We start from the raw sequence: 16152 nt of genomic DNA, 5'->3' as shown, positions 1-16152 counted from the left end.
TGGCCCACGGCTCCGGCGTATCCGCGCCCGGCCTCGAACGGCCTGCCCTCGGTCTGTTCCCACTCCGGGTCACGCCCGGCCGCGTCAAGGACCGCCTCGTCGGTGGAGTGCACCGGCTGGTCGGGGCCCTCCTCGGGCTCGGGGCAGGCACGGACCGCGACGCGCAGGGTGGCCGAGTCGACGGCCTCGTCCGGCTTGCGGGCGGTGCCGTCCGGGTCGGTGACGCGGACGAGGCGCAGCTTGTTCTCGGTGAGGGTGCCCGTCTTGTCGAAGCAGATGGTGTCCATCCGGCCGAGCGCTTCCAGGGTGCGCGGGGTGCGGACCAGCACGCCCCGCTTGCTGAGCCTGCGCGCGGCGGCCAGCTGCGCGACCGTGGCCACCAGCGGCAGCCCTTCGGGTACGGCGGCCACCGCGACCGCGACCCCGCCGCTCACCGCCCGGCGGATCGGGGTGCCGCGCAGCAGCGCGAGACCGGTCACGGCGGCGCCGCCCGCCATGGTCAACGGCATTGCCTTGCGGGTGAGTTCCTGCAGCCGGGCCTGCACCCCGGCGGCCGGCGGCTTGCGTGCGGCGAGGTGGACCGCGCGGGCGGCCTCGGTGTGGTCGCCGGTCTCCACCACGACGGCACGGGCCTGTCCGGCCACCACGGTCGTGCCCTCGTACACCATGCAGCTGCGGTCGGCGACCGGTGCGCGCGGGGTCGGGGCGGTCTGTTTCTCCGCGGGCAGGGATTCGCCGGTCAGCGCGGACTCGTCGACCTCCAGGCCGTCCTCCCACAGCAGGCGGGCGTCGGCGGGCACGACGTCGTCGGCCTGCAGTTCGATCACGTCGCCGGGCGTGAGGCGTGCGGCGTCGACGGTGTGCGGGTGGTCCGAGGTCCCGTCGGGTGCGACGCGTGCCTTCTGCTTCTGTTCCGCGAGCAGCCCGGACAGCGCCCGTTCGGCCCGCAACCGCTGTATGCCGCCGACCAGGGCGTTCAGGTCGAGGGCGCCGACGACCAACAGGGCGTCCACGACCGAGCCGAGGATCGCCGACGCGGCCGAGCCGACGGCCAGCACCGGGGTGAGCGGGTCGTCCAGCTCCCCCCGTACGGCCCGGCCCAGCCGCAGCGCCCCCTTGGCCGGCGCGAACACCGGGACACGGCCGACGGTCTTGGCTGCCTGCCGCACCTTGGAGGCAGCCTCGGACGCCAGAGTCGGGGGCTCTTCCAGCCGGCGCTCCAGCCGCTGTCGTACGTCCTTCGCCTTCAGCTCATGCCAGGCCACGCGCGCCCGGGGACGCGGCGCGCGGGTGGCCGCGACGCCGACGGCGTCTCGCGCCCCGGCCACCAGGGCCAGCGCCGCGCTCGCGTCGACGGGCGCATGCCGCAGACCGGGCAACGGCGAGCGGGTGCTGCGCCCGGACTCGCCCACGGCCACCAGCAGCCCGGACAGCGCCGCGCCGGACCGGGCCAGTGTCTGCGAACGCCGCCCGACCTTCCGCGCCACCGGCACGGCCGCGAGCAGCCGCCATACGTCGGCCAGACCGCCCGGCGCCACCACGTCGGCGCCCCAGGCCACGGCCGCGTCACCGTCGGCGAGCGCGACGGCCACATCGCCGGCGAGCAGCCCGGACAGGGTGTCTGTGTCATCGGCCGAGCTCGGCCGGGCGACGGTCAGGACACCGCCGCGACCGCGCAGTTGGTTCACCGTCCGGCTGAAGGACCGCTCGGCTGACACGACGTGATCGGCGAGGGCGGTGAAGTCGCCGAGCGAGGGATCGTCCGTCACGACGACCCGGAGTCCGGCCCGCCGTGCCGCGTCCAGGACGGCCTCGGCCCAGGGGTCCGCGGCGCCGTCGGGGGTGTGCAGCGCGCTCGGGTGCAGGAACACGGTGGTGACCGTCCCCAGCTGCCGCATGCGTTCCATGTGGCGGACCAGCACGCCGGTGCGGGCGAGCGCGCAGCCCAGTGCGGCGTGGAAGGCGGCGGGTCCGTAGCGGGCCGCCTTCGGGGAGCCCGCGAGGACCGCTTCGGCCGCCTCGGTGCCGTCGTGCTTCACCAGCAGCGTCACGGCCGCGCCGACCACGCTGCCCGTCTCGGCGTGGACCGCGTACTCGTGCGCCGGGGTGGTGCGCAGCGGCGGGCGCGGGAACCGCTCCGGGGCCACGTCCTCCCGCTCGGGTCCGCAGACCCGGTCGTGGACCGCGTCGAACGCGGCCGCGCGGGCGACCGCCTCCGCGAGCTGAACCGAGCGCAGGCCCGCGTCGAGCACGAGGGACATCGGGGTGCGGCCCGCGCCATGGGCCGCGGCGTTCGACACGGCCAGGATCAGGTCCATGCGGGAGAACCCGAACCGTTCGCGCAGCCAGGCGCGGAAGCGGGGGTTCTCGCGCAGCAGGGTCACCACCGCCGTCATGGCGCGGGGCGAGTGCGGCAGTCGCAGGACTGAGCCGGTCACCGAGACCACGACACCCGCCGCGTCGGCCGCGAGTGCCGCCGCGCTGGTCCGTACGAGGGCCGGGTCGCCGGGATGCGTGAATTCCTCCGTCGGTTCGTCCACCGGCTCCAACCCGTGTTCGGCGGCGAGCGCGTGCGCCTTCTCCTCCACCCGTTCGGACACGGCCGCCTCACTCGCGGCCACGACCAGCCGGGCGAGGCCGCCGTCCCAGTAGGCGTAGGCCACGTCCGGCCGTTCGGCCAGCGCCGTGGCCACCTTGCGTGCCGCCTTGGCCATCCCGCCCGCCCGCCGCACCCGCTCCGGCTCGGTCGGCCGGAGCGGCAGATGGGTCCGGTGACCGGACCGCCAGGTGTGGTCACCGCCCGGCAGCGCCCTGCGGGTCACCCGCGCCACCCTGACGACGGCGTCCGCCCCTCGCACACCGGCTCGCGCCGTCCCGGCCGCCGCCCCGGCGGCCACACCCACACCGGGCGCGGCCCCGTGCACCAGCAGTCGCGGCCCCGCCAGCACCGCACCGGACAGGGCCGTGGCAGCCCCCGTCAGCACTCCCATGACTCACCTCAGCTCTTCGTGCTCGCGCGCTTCGACGCTGTGCTCCGGCTCTTCGGCGCGCTCTTGCCGCTGCCGGCGGACGTCGACCGGGTGCTCGACGTCTTGCGGGTGCCGCCGGACGTCTTGCGGGTGCCCGTGGACGACTTTCCGCCGCGGCTGGATGTCGTACGACGGCCGGTGGCCGACGTACTGCTGCTGGACGACGTACGACTGCCGCGTGCCGTCGTCTTCTGGTCGCCTGTCTCTTCGCTCCCGCCGGGCTTGGGCTGGGTCAGCCAGACCACTGCCGCCCCCGTGAGGGCGATGGGCCATTCGACGATGCCCGCGACCCCGAGGAGCCCGGCCCCGGTGTACGCGACCATGCGCCGGCCGCGCGGGGACACGGCGCCGACCGCGTCCAGCGTGCCTTCGGCCGCCTTGGTGACCACACCGGCGCCGGGGACCCTGCGCAGCGCCGTCGCGGTGGTGTGCAACGGTTCGCGAATGGGTTCCGGAAGATCGAGCGACGGCTTCTGCCGTGTCATGACTCTCGATGCCTCCCTCACAGATCGGCACTCTCTTCACGGCCGGGTTCCCGCGAAACGGAACGTCACCCGTGCGGAGGGCGGCGGGCGACGAACGCGCCGACCCTGGAAGCGCTCCCACACCCTCGCTCCGTCCAGCGTGGCGCTCACCTGCGGTGTCCGAATGCGTTCTGCGCAAAGCGTTGACTAGAAAGCGCTTGCCCCCTACGTTCCGTTCAGCAGGCTGACCGGCTGACACCCCATCAGGCCGGAATCAGCGGCATGCCCCAACGCAGCGTTCAGCATGGCGTACGTCATTCACACATACGACCAATCAAGGCAACGCGAAGGGACGCACCCGCATGCGTACAGGCCCCCTCCGTACACACGCGCAAAGAACCACCCTGGTGACGGCCGCCGCGGCCGCTCTCGCGACGGCGGCCGCCCTCGCCCTTCCCCAGTCGGCCGGTGCCGCCGAGAGCTCGCCCATCGGATTCGGCGCCGGCGCGACCGGCGGCGGCAGCGCCTCCGCGGTCACCGTCTCGACGCTGAGCGCCTTCAAGACGGCCGTCACCGGCAGCGCGGCCAAGGTCGTCCGGGTGAACGGCCTGATCTCGCTGAGCGGTCAGGTCGACATCGGCTCCAACACCACGGTCCTGGGCGTCGGTTCGTCCTCCGGGTTCACCGGCGGCGGGCTGCGGCTGAAGGAGGTGACGAACGTCGTCATCCGCAATCTCAACATCAGCAAGCCGGTCGCGCCCGCCGACGGCATCACCGTCCAGGAGTCGACGAAGGTCTGGATCGACCACAACGCCTTCTCGGCGGACCGCGAGCACGACAAGGACTACTACGACGGTCTGCTCGACATCAATCACGGCGCCGACAACGTGACCGTCTCCTGGAACACCTTCAAGGACCACTTCAAGGGCTCGCTCGTCGGACACAGCGACAACAACGCGAGCGAGGACACCGGTCACCTGAAGGTGACGTACCACCACAACCACTTCAGCAACGTCTACTCGCGCATCCCCAGCCTGCGCTTCGGCACCGGCCACTTCTACAACAACTACGTGGACGGCGCCGACACCGCCTGCCACTCGCGCATGGGCGCCCAGATGCTCGTCGAGAACAACGTCTTCCGTGCGACGAAGGTCGCGGTCACCACCAACCGCAGCAGCGACGTCGACGGATACGCCAACCTGCGCGGAAACGACCTCGGTGGAGCCGCCACCGAGATCTCGCGGGTCGGCAGCTTCACCGCCCCGCCGTACGGCTACACCGCGGAGTCCGCCTCGACGGTCGTCTCCTCGGTCACGTCCGGCGCGGGCACCGGAAAGATCTGACCACCCCCCAACTGGAAGAAGGCATCGGGACATGACTTCACCAGCACTTCCACGCGCCCGCCGGCGCGCACTGACCAGCGGACTGGCCACACTCGGCCTCTCTTCTGTCATGATCATGACAATAGGTGTGCCGCCTGCGAGCGCCGCCAACTGGCCGACCCCCAACGGCAGCCAGGGGACCTCCTCCACCATCTCCGTGTCCGGCACCAAGGACTACGGGATGAAGAAGTTCTACGGCACTGGGGACCTGGCCGGCGACGGTCAGGAAGAGGGCCAGGACCCCATCTTCAAGCTCGCGGCCGGCGCGACGCTGAAGAACGTCATCATCGGCGCGCCCGGCGCCGACGGCATCCACTGCGAGGGCAACTGCACGCTGCAGAACGTGTGGTGGGAGGACGTCGGCGAGGACGCCGCCACCTTCCGCGGCGGCTCCACCTACACCGTCACCGGCGGTGGCGCGAAGAAGGCCGCCGACAAGGTCTTCCAGCACAACGGACCCGGCACGCTGAACATCTCCAACTTCGCGGTCAGCGAGTTCAAGACGCTCTACCGCTCCTGCGGCGACTGCTCCACGCAGTACACACGCAAGGTCAACCTCAGCAACATCGAGGTGACCGGCACGGGCTCCACCGCACGCCTCGTCGGCATCAACGTCAACCGGGGCGACGTGGCGACACTGCGTGGCATCACGATCCTCAACGACGCGAGCCGCAAGGTCATCCCCTGCCAGAAGTACAACAACAACACCGCGGTCGGTACGGGCCCGGACAGCACCAACTGCCTGTACTCCACCTCGGACATCACCTACCGCTGACCACTCCCCCCGCGGTGAAGGCGGCCGTCCGAAGCGTCCCTGCACGGCGCTTCGCACGGCCGCCGTGTCATGCCCGCCGCTCCCGCACGACCTGCGTGAACTCCCGCTGGTAGTCGGCGTACGCGGCGCGCAGGGCCGGTCCGGGCCAGTCGGAGGGGAGGAGTTCCCCGGGCAGGACGGGGTCGAGGAGCAGATGACGTACGACGGCCGCGAAGGCGGTGAGCCGGTCGGCGGGGCGCTCCACGCGCGCGACGTGGCTGAGCAGGGCATGGGCCGTGCGGGCCCAGGTGTCCAGCGGCCAGAGGGTCCACGCCAGGTCGCGTGCGGGTTGTTCGGGGTGGGCCGTGAAGGGCCGGAGCACCGCGTGGAGGTCCCCCGGGAGCGCGCGGCGGAGATTGGCGGGGCGCAGCCAGACGCCTTCGCGCAGTTCGGCGAGGCGGAGGGTGGTCAACCGGGTCCGCAGTTCGGCGCGTTCGGCGGGGCCCCGGCCCGTCGCCGTGATCACGGCCATCTCCCAATCGCCGTCCCACGCGCGCGTGCTGGGCTCCACGGCGTCGTCCTGACGGCGCTGGCGCTCCAGCAGACGGTCCCCGATGCGATACCCGGCGTCCGTGCGCCGCAGGTCGCCGGCGGCCGTCATCCGGCTGAGCGCGGCCCGCAGGGTGGAGCCGCCGACACCGAAGGGCTCCACCACGCGCGCGAGGTCCTTCACCGGCAGCTCGGGCGGATGGATGCCGAGGAGCAGGCTCAGGACGACCGAGCGCGCCGAGAGCGGGCGCAGGTGCAGCTCGTCTGCCTGGACCGTTCGCATGGTCACGTACTGTACGGGCCGGATCGAATCGCTGCATTATTGCTACGACCGCAGGAAAAGTGCAACACTCACCGTATGGCCACCACACTCGCGCACGAACAGGGCCCTCAGGGCCACGCCACACACGACGTGACCAACCAGCCCCCAGCCCTGGCCCCGTACGACGCCTCCGACGACACGGCCCTGCTCGAAGGGCTGCGCCGCGAGGGTGCCGGGTGGGCCGAGGAGGGGCTCCGGCGGCTCGGACTGCGGGCCGGGAGCGCCGAGGCACAGGAGTGGGGCGAGCTGGCCAACCGGTACGAGCCGGAGCTGCGCACGCACGACCGGTACGGCAACCGGATCGACGAGGTCGAGTTCCATCCGAGCTGGCACCACCTGATGCGTGTCGCGGTCACCGAGGGACTCGCCGCGACACCCTGGGCCGAGGACCGTCCCGGTGCCCATGTCGCCCGGACCGCGGGCGGGTTGGTGTGGGGGCACACGGAGGCCGGGCACGGCTGTCCGACGTCCATGACGTACGCCGCCGTTCCCGCGCTGCGCCGGCAGCCGGAGCTGGCGAAGGTCTACGAACCCCTGCTGACCAGCCGTGAGTACGACCCCGGGCTGCGGGTGCCGACGGAGAAGCGGGGCCTGCTGGCGGGCATGGGGATGACCGAGAAGCAGGGCGGCTCCGACGTCCGCACGAACACGACGACGGCGACGCCCAGCGCCGAGCCCGGCGTGTACACGCTGCGCGGGCACAAGTGGTTCACCTCGGCGCCGATGTGCGACGTGTTCCTGGTGCTGGCTCAAGCCCCGGACGGGCTGTCGTGTTTCCTGGTGCCGCGCGTCCTGCCCGACGGCACCCGCAACACCTTCCGCATCCAGCGGCTCAAGGACAAGCTGGGCAACCGCTCCAACGCCTCCTCCGAGCCGGAGTTCGACGGCACCGTGGCCTGGCTGGTCGGGCCCGAGGGCCAGGGTGTGAAGACGATCATCGAGATGGTCAACTGCACACGGCTGGACTGCGTGATGATGTCGGCAACGCTGATGCGCCAGACACTCGTCCAGGCCGGGCATCACGCCCGGCACCGCAGCGCGTTCGGCGCCCGGCTGGTCGACCAGCCCCTGATGCGCAACGTCCTGGCCGATCTGGCGCTGGAGTCGGAGGCCGCCACGACGCTCACGCTGCGGCTGGCGGGCGCGGCCGACCGGGCCGTGCGCGGGGACGCCGGTGAGGCGGCTTTCCGCCGGATCGCCACCGCCGTGGGCAAGTACTGGGTCACCAAGCGGGGCCCGGCCTTCACCGCGGAGGCCCTGGAGTGCCTCGGCGGCAACGGCTATGTGGAGGAGTCGGGCATGCCCCGCCACTACCGGGAGGCTCCCCTGCTGTCGATCTGGGAGGGTTCGGGGAACGTCAACGCCCTCGATGTACTGCGGGCGTTGCGCCGGGAGCCCGGCACCGCGGACGCGCTCTTCGCCGAACTCGCCCTGGCGCAGGGGGCGGACGCCCGCCTGGACGCGGCCGTGAACCGGCTTCGGGACGCGTTGGCCGAGGGGTCCGAGGCGGGCGCCCGTCGTCTGGTGGAGCGGATGGCCCTGACCCTCCAGGCCTCCCTGCTGGTCCGGCACGCCCCCTCGGCGGTCGCCGACGCCTTCTGCGCCAGCCGGCTCGGCGGCGACTGGGGACACGCCTTCGGCACCCTCTCCGACGCCGCTGACCTGGACGCGATCCTGCGGCGGGCCCTTGTGTCGGCGAACTGACCGGATCGCACACAGTCACGCCCCGATTCCGCTTCGTTGTCAGTGCCGTGGTGCACACTCACGACCAGTGGAACTCGCTGGGGAGGACAACGTGTTCACGGGGATCGACGAGGTCGACTGGGCCGCGCTGCGGCACGCGTACGGAAGTGCGGAGGACGTGCCCGGCATGCTGCGGGGGCTGGCCTCCGTGGACCCGGCCGAGCGGGAGATCGCACTCGACGGCATGTACGGCGCGGTGCACCACCAGGGCGACGTGTACGACTCGACACTCGCCTGCGTCCCCTTCCTGTTCGCGCTCGCGGGGCGGGAGGAGGTGCCCGATCGGGGCGGCATCGTGGAACTGCTGGTCAGCATCGGCGGGGACGGTGGCGCGGAACTCCTCGGCGGCAGCTACGCGATGGCCCACACCGCGGTCCGTGCGAGCGCCGGGGAGTTCGCCCGTCTGGTCGGGGACCCGGACGCCGGGGTGCGGCGTGCGGCAGCGGGAGCGGTCGTGCGGTTCCTGGACGAACCGGCAAGGGTGCTGGGGCTGTTGCGGGAGCGGATCATGGTCGAGCGGGACGACGGCGTGCTGCTCGCCCTGACCGAGAGTCTCGGGCTCTTCGCCCGACGGCACCCCGGTCAGGCCGCGGGCGCGCTGGACCTCCTCACGACGCAGAGCGCGCCGCCGTACGGTCCCGGGCTGCGGATCGCCGCACTGGGCCAGCTGGCGGCCTGCGCTCCCGACCGGCTCCCGGCCGACCTGGTGGACACCGTCGTACGACTGCTCAGGGACCGGTCCGAACGGCGGCCTGTCACGTCGGACGAGCCGGATCGGCCGGACACGAACACGCTCGTCGGCCGACTGCGGCGGCTCCGCCCCTCGGACGAGGAGGGCTCCCAGCTGCTGCGCACCCTGCACACCGCCCTCGGCAGCCGCGTGGAGGACCGGATCGGCCTGCTGTGCGGTCAGTTGACCAGCCCCGATCCGGTCGACCGGTGCAACGCCGTGTGGATGTCGACGAAGCTGTTCGGCGAGTGGCGCGCCGACTACAGCGAACCCGTGGCGTTGATCGGTGCCCAACTGGGCGCGGACGACGACCGGTTGCGCGAGGCCGCGGTGTCCGCCCTCACGGGCCTCGTCGACATCGCCCGCCCTGCCGCCGACGACCTCTACACGCTGGTCGCCTCCCGCCCCGACCTGTGGGTACAGCAGTGGGCGCACGGCCTGCCGTCTCTGGGTGGCCCGCTCAAAGTCCTGGCCCAGACCGGCGATCCCAGGGCGGTGCCGGTACTGGCGGAGGTCCTGGAGGGGCCGGCCGTACCCCACGACCTGGGGCAGGTGATCCCCTATATGGGCCGGGCCGCGACGCCGTTGGCTCCCGCGTTCCGGCGCAGGCTCGATGAACTCCCTCTTGACTCCCCGGAGTCGCATGAGCGGGCCACGTCGCTGCTACTGGCGCTGCGGGTGCTGCACGACAGGGAGTGTGTGCCCGGGGTGCTGCGACTGCTGCTCGGCACACCGGAGGAAGCGCGGCTGCGGGACGTTGTGGTGGAGAACTCGGTACGGACCCTGGGGTCGCTCGGAAGCGCGGCACAAGAGGCGATACCGGCGCTGCGCGGGCTGCTGGAGGGCGAGTTCGCCGTAGCTGCCGCGGACGCGCTGTGGTCGTTGGCGGCCGACACGAGCGCTGTACTGCCTGTCCTGCTGCGGGAGTTGACGTTCGGCAACGCGCGCCGGCGCGGAGCGGCGGCCGACGTGCTGGCGCGGCTTGGCCCCGCGGCACACCCTGCGCTGCCAGGTCTGCTGCCGATGACCGAGACCGGCACGGTCTGGGAACGGATGGCGGCGGCGTGCGCGATCTGGCGGATCACCGCGGAGCCGGACCCCGCCCTTCCGGTGCTGCGCGGCGCCTGGGCGGAGAATCCGTACACACGCCTCACCATCGCCGAGTGCATCGCCGCCATGGGACCGACGGGAGCTCCCCTGCACGACCTGCTCCGGGCGGAACTGTCCTCGGTCCGGCGGCACCAGGCGACCTCCGACGGATTCGGCCAAGGCGTGTTCGCCGACGAGCAGTTGCTGCGGGTGTGCCGCGAGGCGTTGAGGGGCGGGTAAGGGCCTCCGGCCCGCCGCTCACCCCGTCGTCCGCCCCCACAGCGGGCCGAGCAGCGCCCACTCCGCGTCCCACATCTCCATGCGCCTGCGCTCCAGCCGGCCGCACAGGACCCGGCCCCCGACGAAGGGAAGCGCCGCCGCTGCCACTCCCATCAGCGCGCCGGTCATCGCGGCCTGCAGGCGGGCCTGGGACGCGGTGGCGGGCCTGGTCACCAGGCGGCCCTGCGGGTCCGTCCACACGGTGACCGGGGAGCCGACGGCGCTGCCCGTTCGGACCCGGGCCTGGCCGGTGTGCACGGAGCCGTCCGGCGCGGTCCAGCGCACCTTGCCCCAGACCCGCTCGCCGCTGATCGCGCCCGTGTTGGTGTCGGCCGAGCCAGGGGCCTGCTCGGTGAGCCTGGCCACCGTGGGACGCCACTCGACGCGCTCCTGGGCCAGTCCGTGCTCCACGGACCGGCTCACCGCCAGACCTGCGGACACCCCGACGAGGACGGTGAACACCCAGGCACCGAGCACCACCCAGGCCTCCACCACGTCGGCCTGACGCTTGAGCGGGTTGCGCCGCCAGCGCCACAGCCACACCTTCGGACCACGGAACGCCATCGAAGGCTTCCTCTCATGAGCGCGCGAACATCCCCGACCGTCCTTCCATACGTCGGACGGCTCGCGGATGCTCAGGGATGGTCCCCCGGGCCGACGGTCCCACGGGCCCGACGCGCTCACCGGGGTCTGACCGAAAATGACCGGATCACTCCGGGATCGACACCGTGCGCCGGTCCTGGCGCGGGCAGCCGCACCGCCCTGACCTGCGAGGAAGTCGTTTCCAGAGGTGACTGTCAGTGGTCGGGTGCAGACTGGCCGGTGTCTTGGACAAAGATGTCGCGGAGGTGTTCGGCATGACCGAGGTACTGCTCGCCGTGGGCACACGCAAAGGCCTGTTCATCGGGCGCCGGCGCGGTGGCGCATGGGAGTTCGACGAGAGTCCCTACTTCAACGCACAGGCCGTCTACTCGGTCGCCGTCGACACCCGCAGCGAGCGCCCGCGGCTGCTGGCGGGCGGCGACAGCGCGCACTGGGGTCCGTCCGTGTTCCACTCCGACGACCTGGGCCGGACCTGGACCGAACCGCCCCAGCCGGCCGTCAAGTTCCCCAAGGACACCGGCGCTTCGCTGGAGCGGGTGTGGCAGCTGCACCCGGCCGCCGCGGAACCCGATGTGGTGTATGCGGGCACCGAACCGGCCGCGCTGTACCGCTCCGAGGACGGCGGCGAGAGCTTCGAGCTGGTCCGTCCGCTCTGGGAACACCCCACCCGCTCGCAGTGGGTGCCGGGCGGTGGCGGCGAGGGCCTGCACACCGTGCTGACCGACAAGCGGGACCCGCAGGCCGTGACGGTCGCCGTATCGACTGCGGGCGTGTTCCGCACCGCCGACGGCGGCGCCAGCTGGTCACCGTCCAACTCCGGTGTCTCCGCGGTGTTCCTGCCGGATCCCAACCCGGAGTTCGGACAGTGCGTGCACAAGATCGCGCAGGACTCGGCGACACCGGACCGGCTGTATCTGCAGAACCACTGGGGCGTCTACCGCAGCGACGACGCGGGCGCGCACTGGACCGACATCGGCGAGGGTCTGCCCTCCACGTTCGGTTTCGCGGCGGCCGCACACCCCCACCGCGGCGACACGGCCTATGTGTTCCCGATCAACGCGGACGCGGACCGGGTGCCCGCCGACCACCGATGCCGGGTCTTCCGCACGGGGGACGCGGGCAAGACCTGGGAACCGCTCTCGGCGGGCCTGCCGCAGGAGGACCACTACGGCACGGTGCTGCGCGACGCGCTGTGCACCGACGACGGGGACCCGGCGGGCGTCTATTTCGGCAACCGCAACGGCGAGGTGTTCGCATCGGCCGACGACGGCGACAGCTGGCAGCAGCTCGCCTCGCATCTGCCGGATGTGCTGTGTGTCCGTGCGGCGGTGGTCGGTTGAGCACTCCGAACGGCCTTGGCCACCGGTTGATCGCTGCTGCCCGTACGGCAGTAGGGTGACGGCCGTGGCATCACGACCCTTGCATGAAATCGTCGAACCAGGCTGGGCGAAGGCCCTGGAACCCGTAGCCGGACGGATCGCCTCGATGGGCGACTTCCTGCGCGCGGAGATCGCGGCGGGACGCACCTATCTTCCGGCCGGACCGAATGTTCTGCGGGCCTTCCAGCAGCCCTTCGACGACGTCCGTGTCCTCATCGTGGGGCAGGACCCCTATCCGACGCCGGGGCACGCGGTGGGGCTGTCGTTCTCGGTCGCGCCCGATGTGCGTCCGCTGCCCGGCAGCCTCATCAACATCTTCCGGGAGCTCAATACGGATCTGGGGCTGTCCCAGCCGTCCAACGGTGATCTGACGCCGTGGACCCAGCAGGGCGTGCTGCTGCTGAACAGAGCGCTCACCACCGCGCCGCGCAGTCCGGGCGCGCACCGCGGCAAGGGCTGGGAGGAGGTCACCGAGCAGGCCATCAGGGCGCTGGCCGGGCGCGGCAAGCCGCTGGTGTCCATCCTGTGGGGCCGCGACGCCCGCAACCTCCGCCCCCTCCTCGGCAAACTCCCCTCGGTGGAGTCCGCCCACCCCTCCCCCATGTCGGCCGACCGCGGCTTCTTCGGCTCCCGCCCCTTCAGCCGCGCCAACGACCTACTGATCCAGCAAGGGGGTCAGCCGGTGGACTGGCGCCTGCCGTGACGGGTGTGGGGGCCGGGGCGGATGCGGCTCCGCCTGATCCCGCGCGAACGACGACCCCGTCCCGCCGCGCCCACCTCGCGGATACGCCCGCCGGTTTCCTCGCCGTCGACTCCGGTGGCTCCGGTCTGCGCGTGGTCGTGGCGACCGCACAGGGGGACGGGAAGGCCCAGCGGGAGTCACGGGTGCCGGTGCGGACCGGTGCGCGGGGTATCGATCCGGGGCATCTGATGGAGCAACTGGTGCCCATGGTGCGGGTGTTGGTGACGGAGACCGGTGTGCACCAGCTGGAGACCGCCGTCGTCGGGGCCGCCGGGCTCTCCACGCTCGGCGACGCCCTGCGCGCCGAACTCCCGGGTGCGCTGCGCCGGGAGTTCGGTGTCCGGACGCTCGCGCTGGTCGCCGATGGTGTCACCGCGTATGTCGGCGCCGTCGGGCCGTGGCCCGGTGCCGTGGTCGCCGCCGGGACCGGGCTGATCGCCATCGGCACGGATCTGACGTGCTGGCGTCGCGCCGACGGCTGGGGGCATCTGCTGGGCGACTGCGGCGGCGGCGCCTGGATCGGGCGGGCCGGACTGGAGGCAGCACTTCGGGCGTACGACGGGCGGCCCGGTGGGTCCGCCGTGCTGCTGGCGCGCGCCGAGGAGGAGTTCGGTCCGATGCCGGGGCTGCCCGGCAAGCTGTACCCCCGACCGGACCGGCCCGCCGTCCTCGCGTCCTTCGTGCCGCACGTGGCCGCGTGCGCGGACGGCGACCCCGTCGCCGCGGGCATCCTGCGCACAGCCGCCCGGCACATGGCCGAGTCCGCGGCAGCTGTCTGCCCGCCGGACGCGGACGCCCGGGTCGCCGTCACCGGCGGGCTGCTCAAGATCGGCGCCCCTCTCGTCGTACCGCTGGAGGAGGAGCTGTCCCGACAACTGCCGCGCGCCCGCCGGGTCCCGTCCGCCGGCGATCCGCTGGACGGCTCCGTGCGCATCGCGGCGGACCTCGCGGCGGGCGCGTTCACCCTGCCGAGTGACGAGGCGATGCTGACCGTGGTCACCGTCAAGGGGGACTGACCCACAGCCCGGCCGGAACCCGGTGAGCACTTCTGATCCGACCGTAACTCATCAGACAAAACCGGACGGATACCGCTCACCTGCACCCTCCCCGAACAGGGGAGCCCAGGAAGCCAGTAACATGCGTCGCCATGAGCTCCCCCACTGGGCCCGCGTCCGGCCTGCCAGTACGAATGCCGCGACCTCGTCAGCCCGGGCGGCACCGCCGACCCGAGCCCCTGGCGGCTCCCGAGGGCGCGCCCGCGCTCGTCCTCGCGGTGCCGGGCACGCCCAGCGCCGCCACGCGCAGCCTCTCCGAGGAGGTCGTGAGCATCGCCCGCTCCGAGCTCCCCGGCCTGGACGCGCGGATCGGGTACCTGGACGGGGACGACGCGGAGTTCCCCACGCTCACGTCCGTGCTCGCGCACGCCGCCCAGGAGCGCACAGCCCGTTACGAGCAGGCGCGCGCCGCGGGCGTGGACGCCAAGGAGCCGGACGGCCCCGTCGCCGTCGTCGTGCCGCTGCTCGCCGGGCCGGACGGCGCGTTGCTGCGCCGGATCCGCCAGGCGGTCATGGACAGCCGTGTCGCGGCCGAGCTGACCGATGTGCTCGGCCCGCACCCGCTGCTCGCGGAGGCGCTGCACGTGCGCCTGTCGGAGGCCGGTCTGGCCCGCGCCGACCGCGCCCGTCTGTTCACCGTGGCGACCGCCGCGGACGGCATCATCCTGGCCTCGGTCGGCGGTGAGGAGGCCGTGCAGGCGGCCGGGATCACCGGCATGCTGCTCGCCGCACGCCTCGCGGTGCCTGTGATGGCGGCGGCGCTCGACCAGGACGGCTCGATCTCGTCCGTCGCCGAGCAGCTGCGTTCCTCGGGCTCGCAGCAGCTGGCCCTGGCGCCCTATCTGATCGGCCCCGAGATCGACCCGGGCCTGATCGACGCGGCAGCCAAGGAGGCGGGCTGCTCCGCCGCCGAGGCGCTCGGCCCTTACCCCGCGATCGGCAAGCTCGCGCTGGCCAAGTACACGACGTCACTGGGCATCGCCCCGCAGCAGGCACAGGGCTCGCCGGTCCGCTGAGCGCTCCGCTGGGTAGTGCCGGGATCTGTCGTCGTTCGTCTGCGGCGTCGTCGTGGCTGGTCGCGCAGTTCCCCGCGCCCCTTCGGGGCGCGCCATTCGTACGACGCCGAGGGCCCGCTCCCGTAGGGGGAGCGGGCCCTAGCCGTTCCGGGCCGGGATCAGCCGATGACCACGCAGGAAGCGGCGGTCACCTCGATCAGTCCGCCGGGGCGCGGCAGGCCGGTGTCCGGGTCGACGGTGAACCAGGTGACGTCGCCGGAGCGCTCGTTCGCGGCGTAGAGGAAGCCGTCCGCCGCGGTGAGGGCCCGTGGCCAGTGGCCGCCGCAGGTGACCGTGCCTACCAGCCGCAGCTCCTCGCCCTCGACGGCGAACGTGGACACCACGTCCTCGCCGCGGGTGGCGGTCCACACGAAGCGGCCGTCGGGTGACGCGACGATGCCCGACGGGTAGGCGTCACCGGCCGGCTGCCCGGCCAGCACCGGCGTCTCGGCCAGCGGTTTCAGCGAGCCGTCCGTCGCGTCCCAGCGGCACACGGTGACCGTCGGGGTCAGTTCGTTCAGCACGTACGCGTACGAGCCGCGCGGGTGGAACGCCAGGTGCCGGGGCCCGGAACCGGGGCGCAGGGCGATCTCCCGGTGCACTTCGAGGTTCCCGTCGGTCAGCGTGCACACCCGTACGGAATCCGTGCCGAGGTCGACACTGACGGCCCACCGGCCGCTCAGGTCGGGCTGCACCTGGTGGGCGTGCGGGCCCTGCTGGCGCGGTGTGTGCGGGCCGGAGCCGGTGTGCCGGAGCACGCCGGACGCGGCCGGAGCGAGGGTGCCGTCAGCGCGCAGGGGCACGGCGGTGACGCTGCCGGTGCCGTAGTTGGCGGTCAGGACGTGTCCGGCGAACAGACTCAGGTGCGTGGTGCCACTGCCGTCGACCGGCACCGGAGGGCCGGCCGGCTCGGGCTTGTCGCCGTTCACCCGGTACGCCGCCACCGCGCCGTCGGCGGTCTCACTGACCGTGTAGAG

13 protein-coding genes are annotated in these 16152 nt (G+C 72.7%); 8 read left to right on the top strand and 5 right to left on the bottom strand.

The features are described 5' to 3' along the window. The coding region (locus ACTWQO_RS47195; protein ID WP_443243579.1) for an HAD-IC family P-type ATPase at positions 1–2990 on the bottom strand (2990 nt) is incomplete at its 3' end. An 8-nt stretch (positions 2991–2998) separates the two neighbouring features. Then, complete coding sequence (locus ACTWQO_RS47190) at positions 2999–3514, bottom strand: hypothetical protein (protein ID WP_443243578.1); 516 nt, start codon at positions 3512–3514, stop codon at positions 2999–3001. A gap of 341 nt (positions 3515–3855) precedes the next feature. Here ACTWQO_RS47190 and ACTWQO_RS47185 point away from each other — a divergent pair, with 341 nt between their 5' ends. Together ACTWQO_RS47185 and ACTWQO_RS47180 are read left to right on the top strand one after the other, a co-directional pair. After that, positions 3856–4836, top strand: coding sequence for a pectate lyase family protein (locus ACTWQO_RS47185; RefSeq protein WP_443243577.1), 981 nt, complete (start codon positions 3856–3858; stop codon positions 4834–4836). A 31-nt stretch (positions 4837–4867) separates the two neighbouring features. Further along, on the top strand, positions 4868–5650 hold the full coding sequence (locus ACTWQO_RS47180; RefSeq protein ID WP_443243576.1) for a pectate lyase: 783 nt from the start codon (positions 4868–4870) through the stop codon (positions 5648–5650). 67 nt (positions 5651–5717) lie between these two features. On the opposite strand, the gene ACTWQO_RS47175 is transcribed toward ACTWQO_RS47180, so the two are convergent. Further along, positions 5718–6461: a PaaX family transcriptional regulator C-terminal domain-containing protein gene (locus tag ACTWQO_RS47175; protein ID WP_443243575.1), complete on the bottom strand. Its 744-nt coding sequence runs from the start codon at positions 6459–6461 to the stop codon at positions 5718–5720. A 75-nt stretch (positions 6462–6536) separates the two neighbouring features. Here ACTWQO_RS47175 and ACTWQO_RS47170 point away from each other — a divergent pair, with 75 nt between their 5' ends. Both ACTWQO_RS47170 and ACTWQO_RS47165 read left to right on the top strand, forming a co-directional pair. Continuing rightward, positions 6537–8204, top strand: coding sequence for a DNA alkylation response protein (locus tag ACTWQO_RS47170; protein WP_443243574.1), 1668 nt, complete (start codon positions 6537–6539; stop codon positions 8202–8204). A gap of 91 nt (positions 8205–8295) precedes the next feature. After that, complete coding sequence (locus ACTWQO_RS47165) at positions 8296–10302, top strand: HEAT repeat domain-containing protein (protein WP_443243580.1); 2007 nt, start codon at positions 8296–8298, stop codon at positions 10300–10302. An 18-nt stretch (positions 10303–10320) separates the two neighbouring features. Here ACTWQO_RS47165 and ACTWQO_RS47160 read toward each other — a convergent pair whose 3' ends face one another. Next, entirely contained in the window at positions 10321–10905 is a 585-nt protein-coding gene (locus ACTWQO_RS47160; RefSeq protein ID WP_443243573.1) for an Rv1733c family protein, read from the bottom strand. A gap of 293 nt (positions 10906–11198) precedes the next feature. Between ACTWQO_RS47160 and ACTWQO_RS47155 the strand changes: the two genes are divergently transcribed. The 4 genes from ACTWQO_RS47155 to ACTWQO_RS47140 all read left to right on the top strand — a co-directional run bounded on the left by ACTWQO_RS47155 (position 11199) and on the right by ACTWQO_RS47140 (position 15136). Further along, positions 11199–12284 carry a WD40/YVTN/BNR-like repeat-containing protein gene (locus ACTWQO_RS47155; RefSeq protein ID WP_443243572.1) on the top strand — a complete coding sequence of 362 codons (1086 nt, stop codon included), beginning with the start codon at positions 11199–11201 and terminating at the stop codon, positions 12282–12284. A 64-nt stretch (positions 12285–12348) separates the two neighbouring features. Continuing rightward, on the top strand, positions 12349–13026 hold the full coding sequence (locus ACTWQO_RS47150) for a uracil-DNA glycosylase (protein ID WP_443243571.1): 678 nt from the start codon (positions 12349–12351) through the stop codon (positions 13024–13026). Next, positions 13023–14081 (top strand): N-acetylglucosamine kinase, encoded by a 1059-nt coding sequence (locus ACTWQO_RS47145; protein ID WP_443243570.1) that lies wholly within the window; start codon positions 13023–13025, stop codon positions 14079–14081. Before ACTWQO_RS47150 ends, ACTWQO_RS47145 begins: the two co-directional genes overlap by 4 nt. Before the next feature lie 131 nt (positions 14082–14212). Further along, complete coding sequence (locus tag ACTWQO_RS47140) at positions 14213–15136, top strand: sirohydrochlorin chelatase (protein WP_443243569.1); 924 nt, start codon at positions 14213–14215, stop codon at positions 15134–15136. 158 nt (positions 15137–15294) lie between these two features. On the opposite strand, the gene ACTWQO_RS47135 is transcribed toward ACTWQO_RS47140, so the two are convergent. After that, on the bottom strand, positions 15295–16152 hold an 858-nt coding region (locus ACTWQO_RS47135; protein WP_443243568.1), incomplete at its 5' end, for a lactonase family protein.

Source organism: Streptomyces sp. 4N124 (assembly GCF_052245395.1).
Lineage (GTDB): Bacteria > Actinomycetota > Actinomycetes > Streptomycetales > Streptomycetaceae > Streptomyces.
The sequence above is the reverse complement of the archived record's forward strand: the minus strand, read 5'-3'. Positions and strand labels throughout refer to the sequence as shown.

What these genes read in the sequence shown, in the direction of transcription:
- ACTWQO_RS47190 (WP_443243578.1), bottom strand. Translation starts at nt 3,514, where the DNA reads ATGACACGGCAGAAGCCGTCGCTCGATCTTCCGGAACCCATTCGCGAA.
- ACTWQO_RS47185 (WP_443243577.1), top strand. Translation starts at nt 3,856, where the DNA reads ATGCGTACAGGCCCCCTCCGTACACACGCGCAAAGAACCACCCTGGTG.
- ACTWQO_RS47180 (WP_443243576.1), top strand. Translation starts at nt 4,868, where the DNA reads ATGACTTCACCAGCACTTCCACGCGCCCGCCGGCGCGCACTGACCAGC.
- ACTWQO_RS47175 (WP_443243575.1), bottom strand. Translation starts at nt 6,461, where the DNA reads ATGCGAACGGTCCAGGCAGACGAGCTGCACCTGCGCCCGCTCTCGGCG.
- ACTWQO_RS47170 (WP_443243574.1), top strand. Translation starts at nt 6,537, where the DNA reads ATGGCCACCACACTCGCGCACGAACAGGGCCCTCAGGGCCACGCCACA.
- ACTWQO_RS47160 (WP_443243573.1), bottom strand. Translation starts at nt 10,905, where the DNA reads ATGGCGTTCCGTGGTCCGAAGGTGTGGCTGTGGCGCTGGCGGCGCAAC.
- ACTWQO_RS47155 (WP_443243572.1), top strand. Translation starts at nt 11,199, where the DNA reads ATGACCGAGGTACTGCTCGCCGTGGGCACACGCAAAGGCCTGTTCATC.
- ACTWQO_RS47140 (WP_443243569.1), top strand. Translation starts at nt 14,213, where the DNA reads ATGAGCTCCCCCACTGGGCCCGCGTCCGGCCTGCCAGTACGAATGCCG.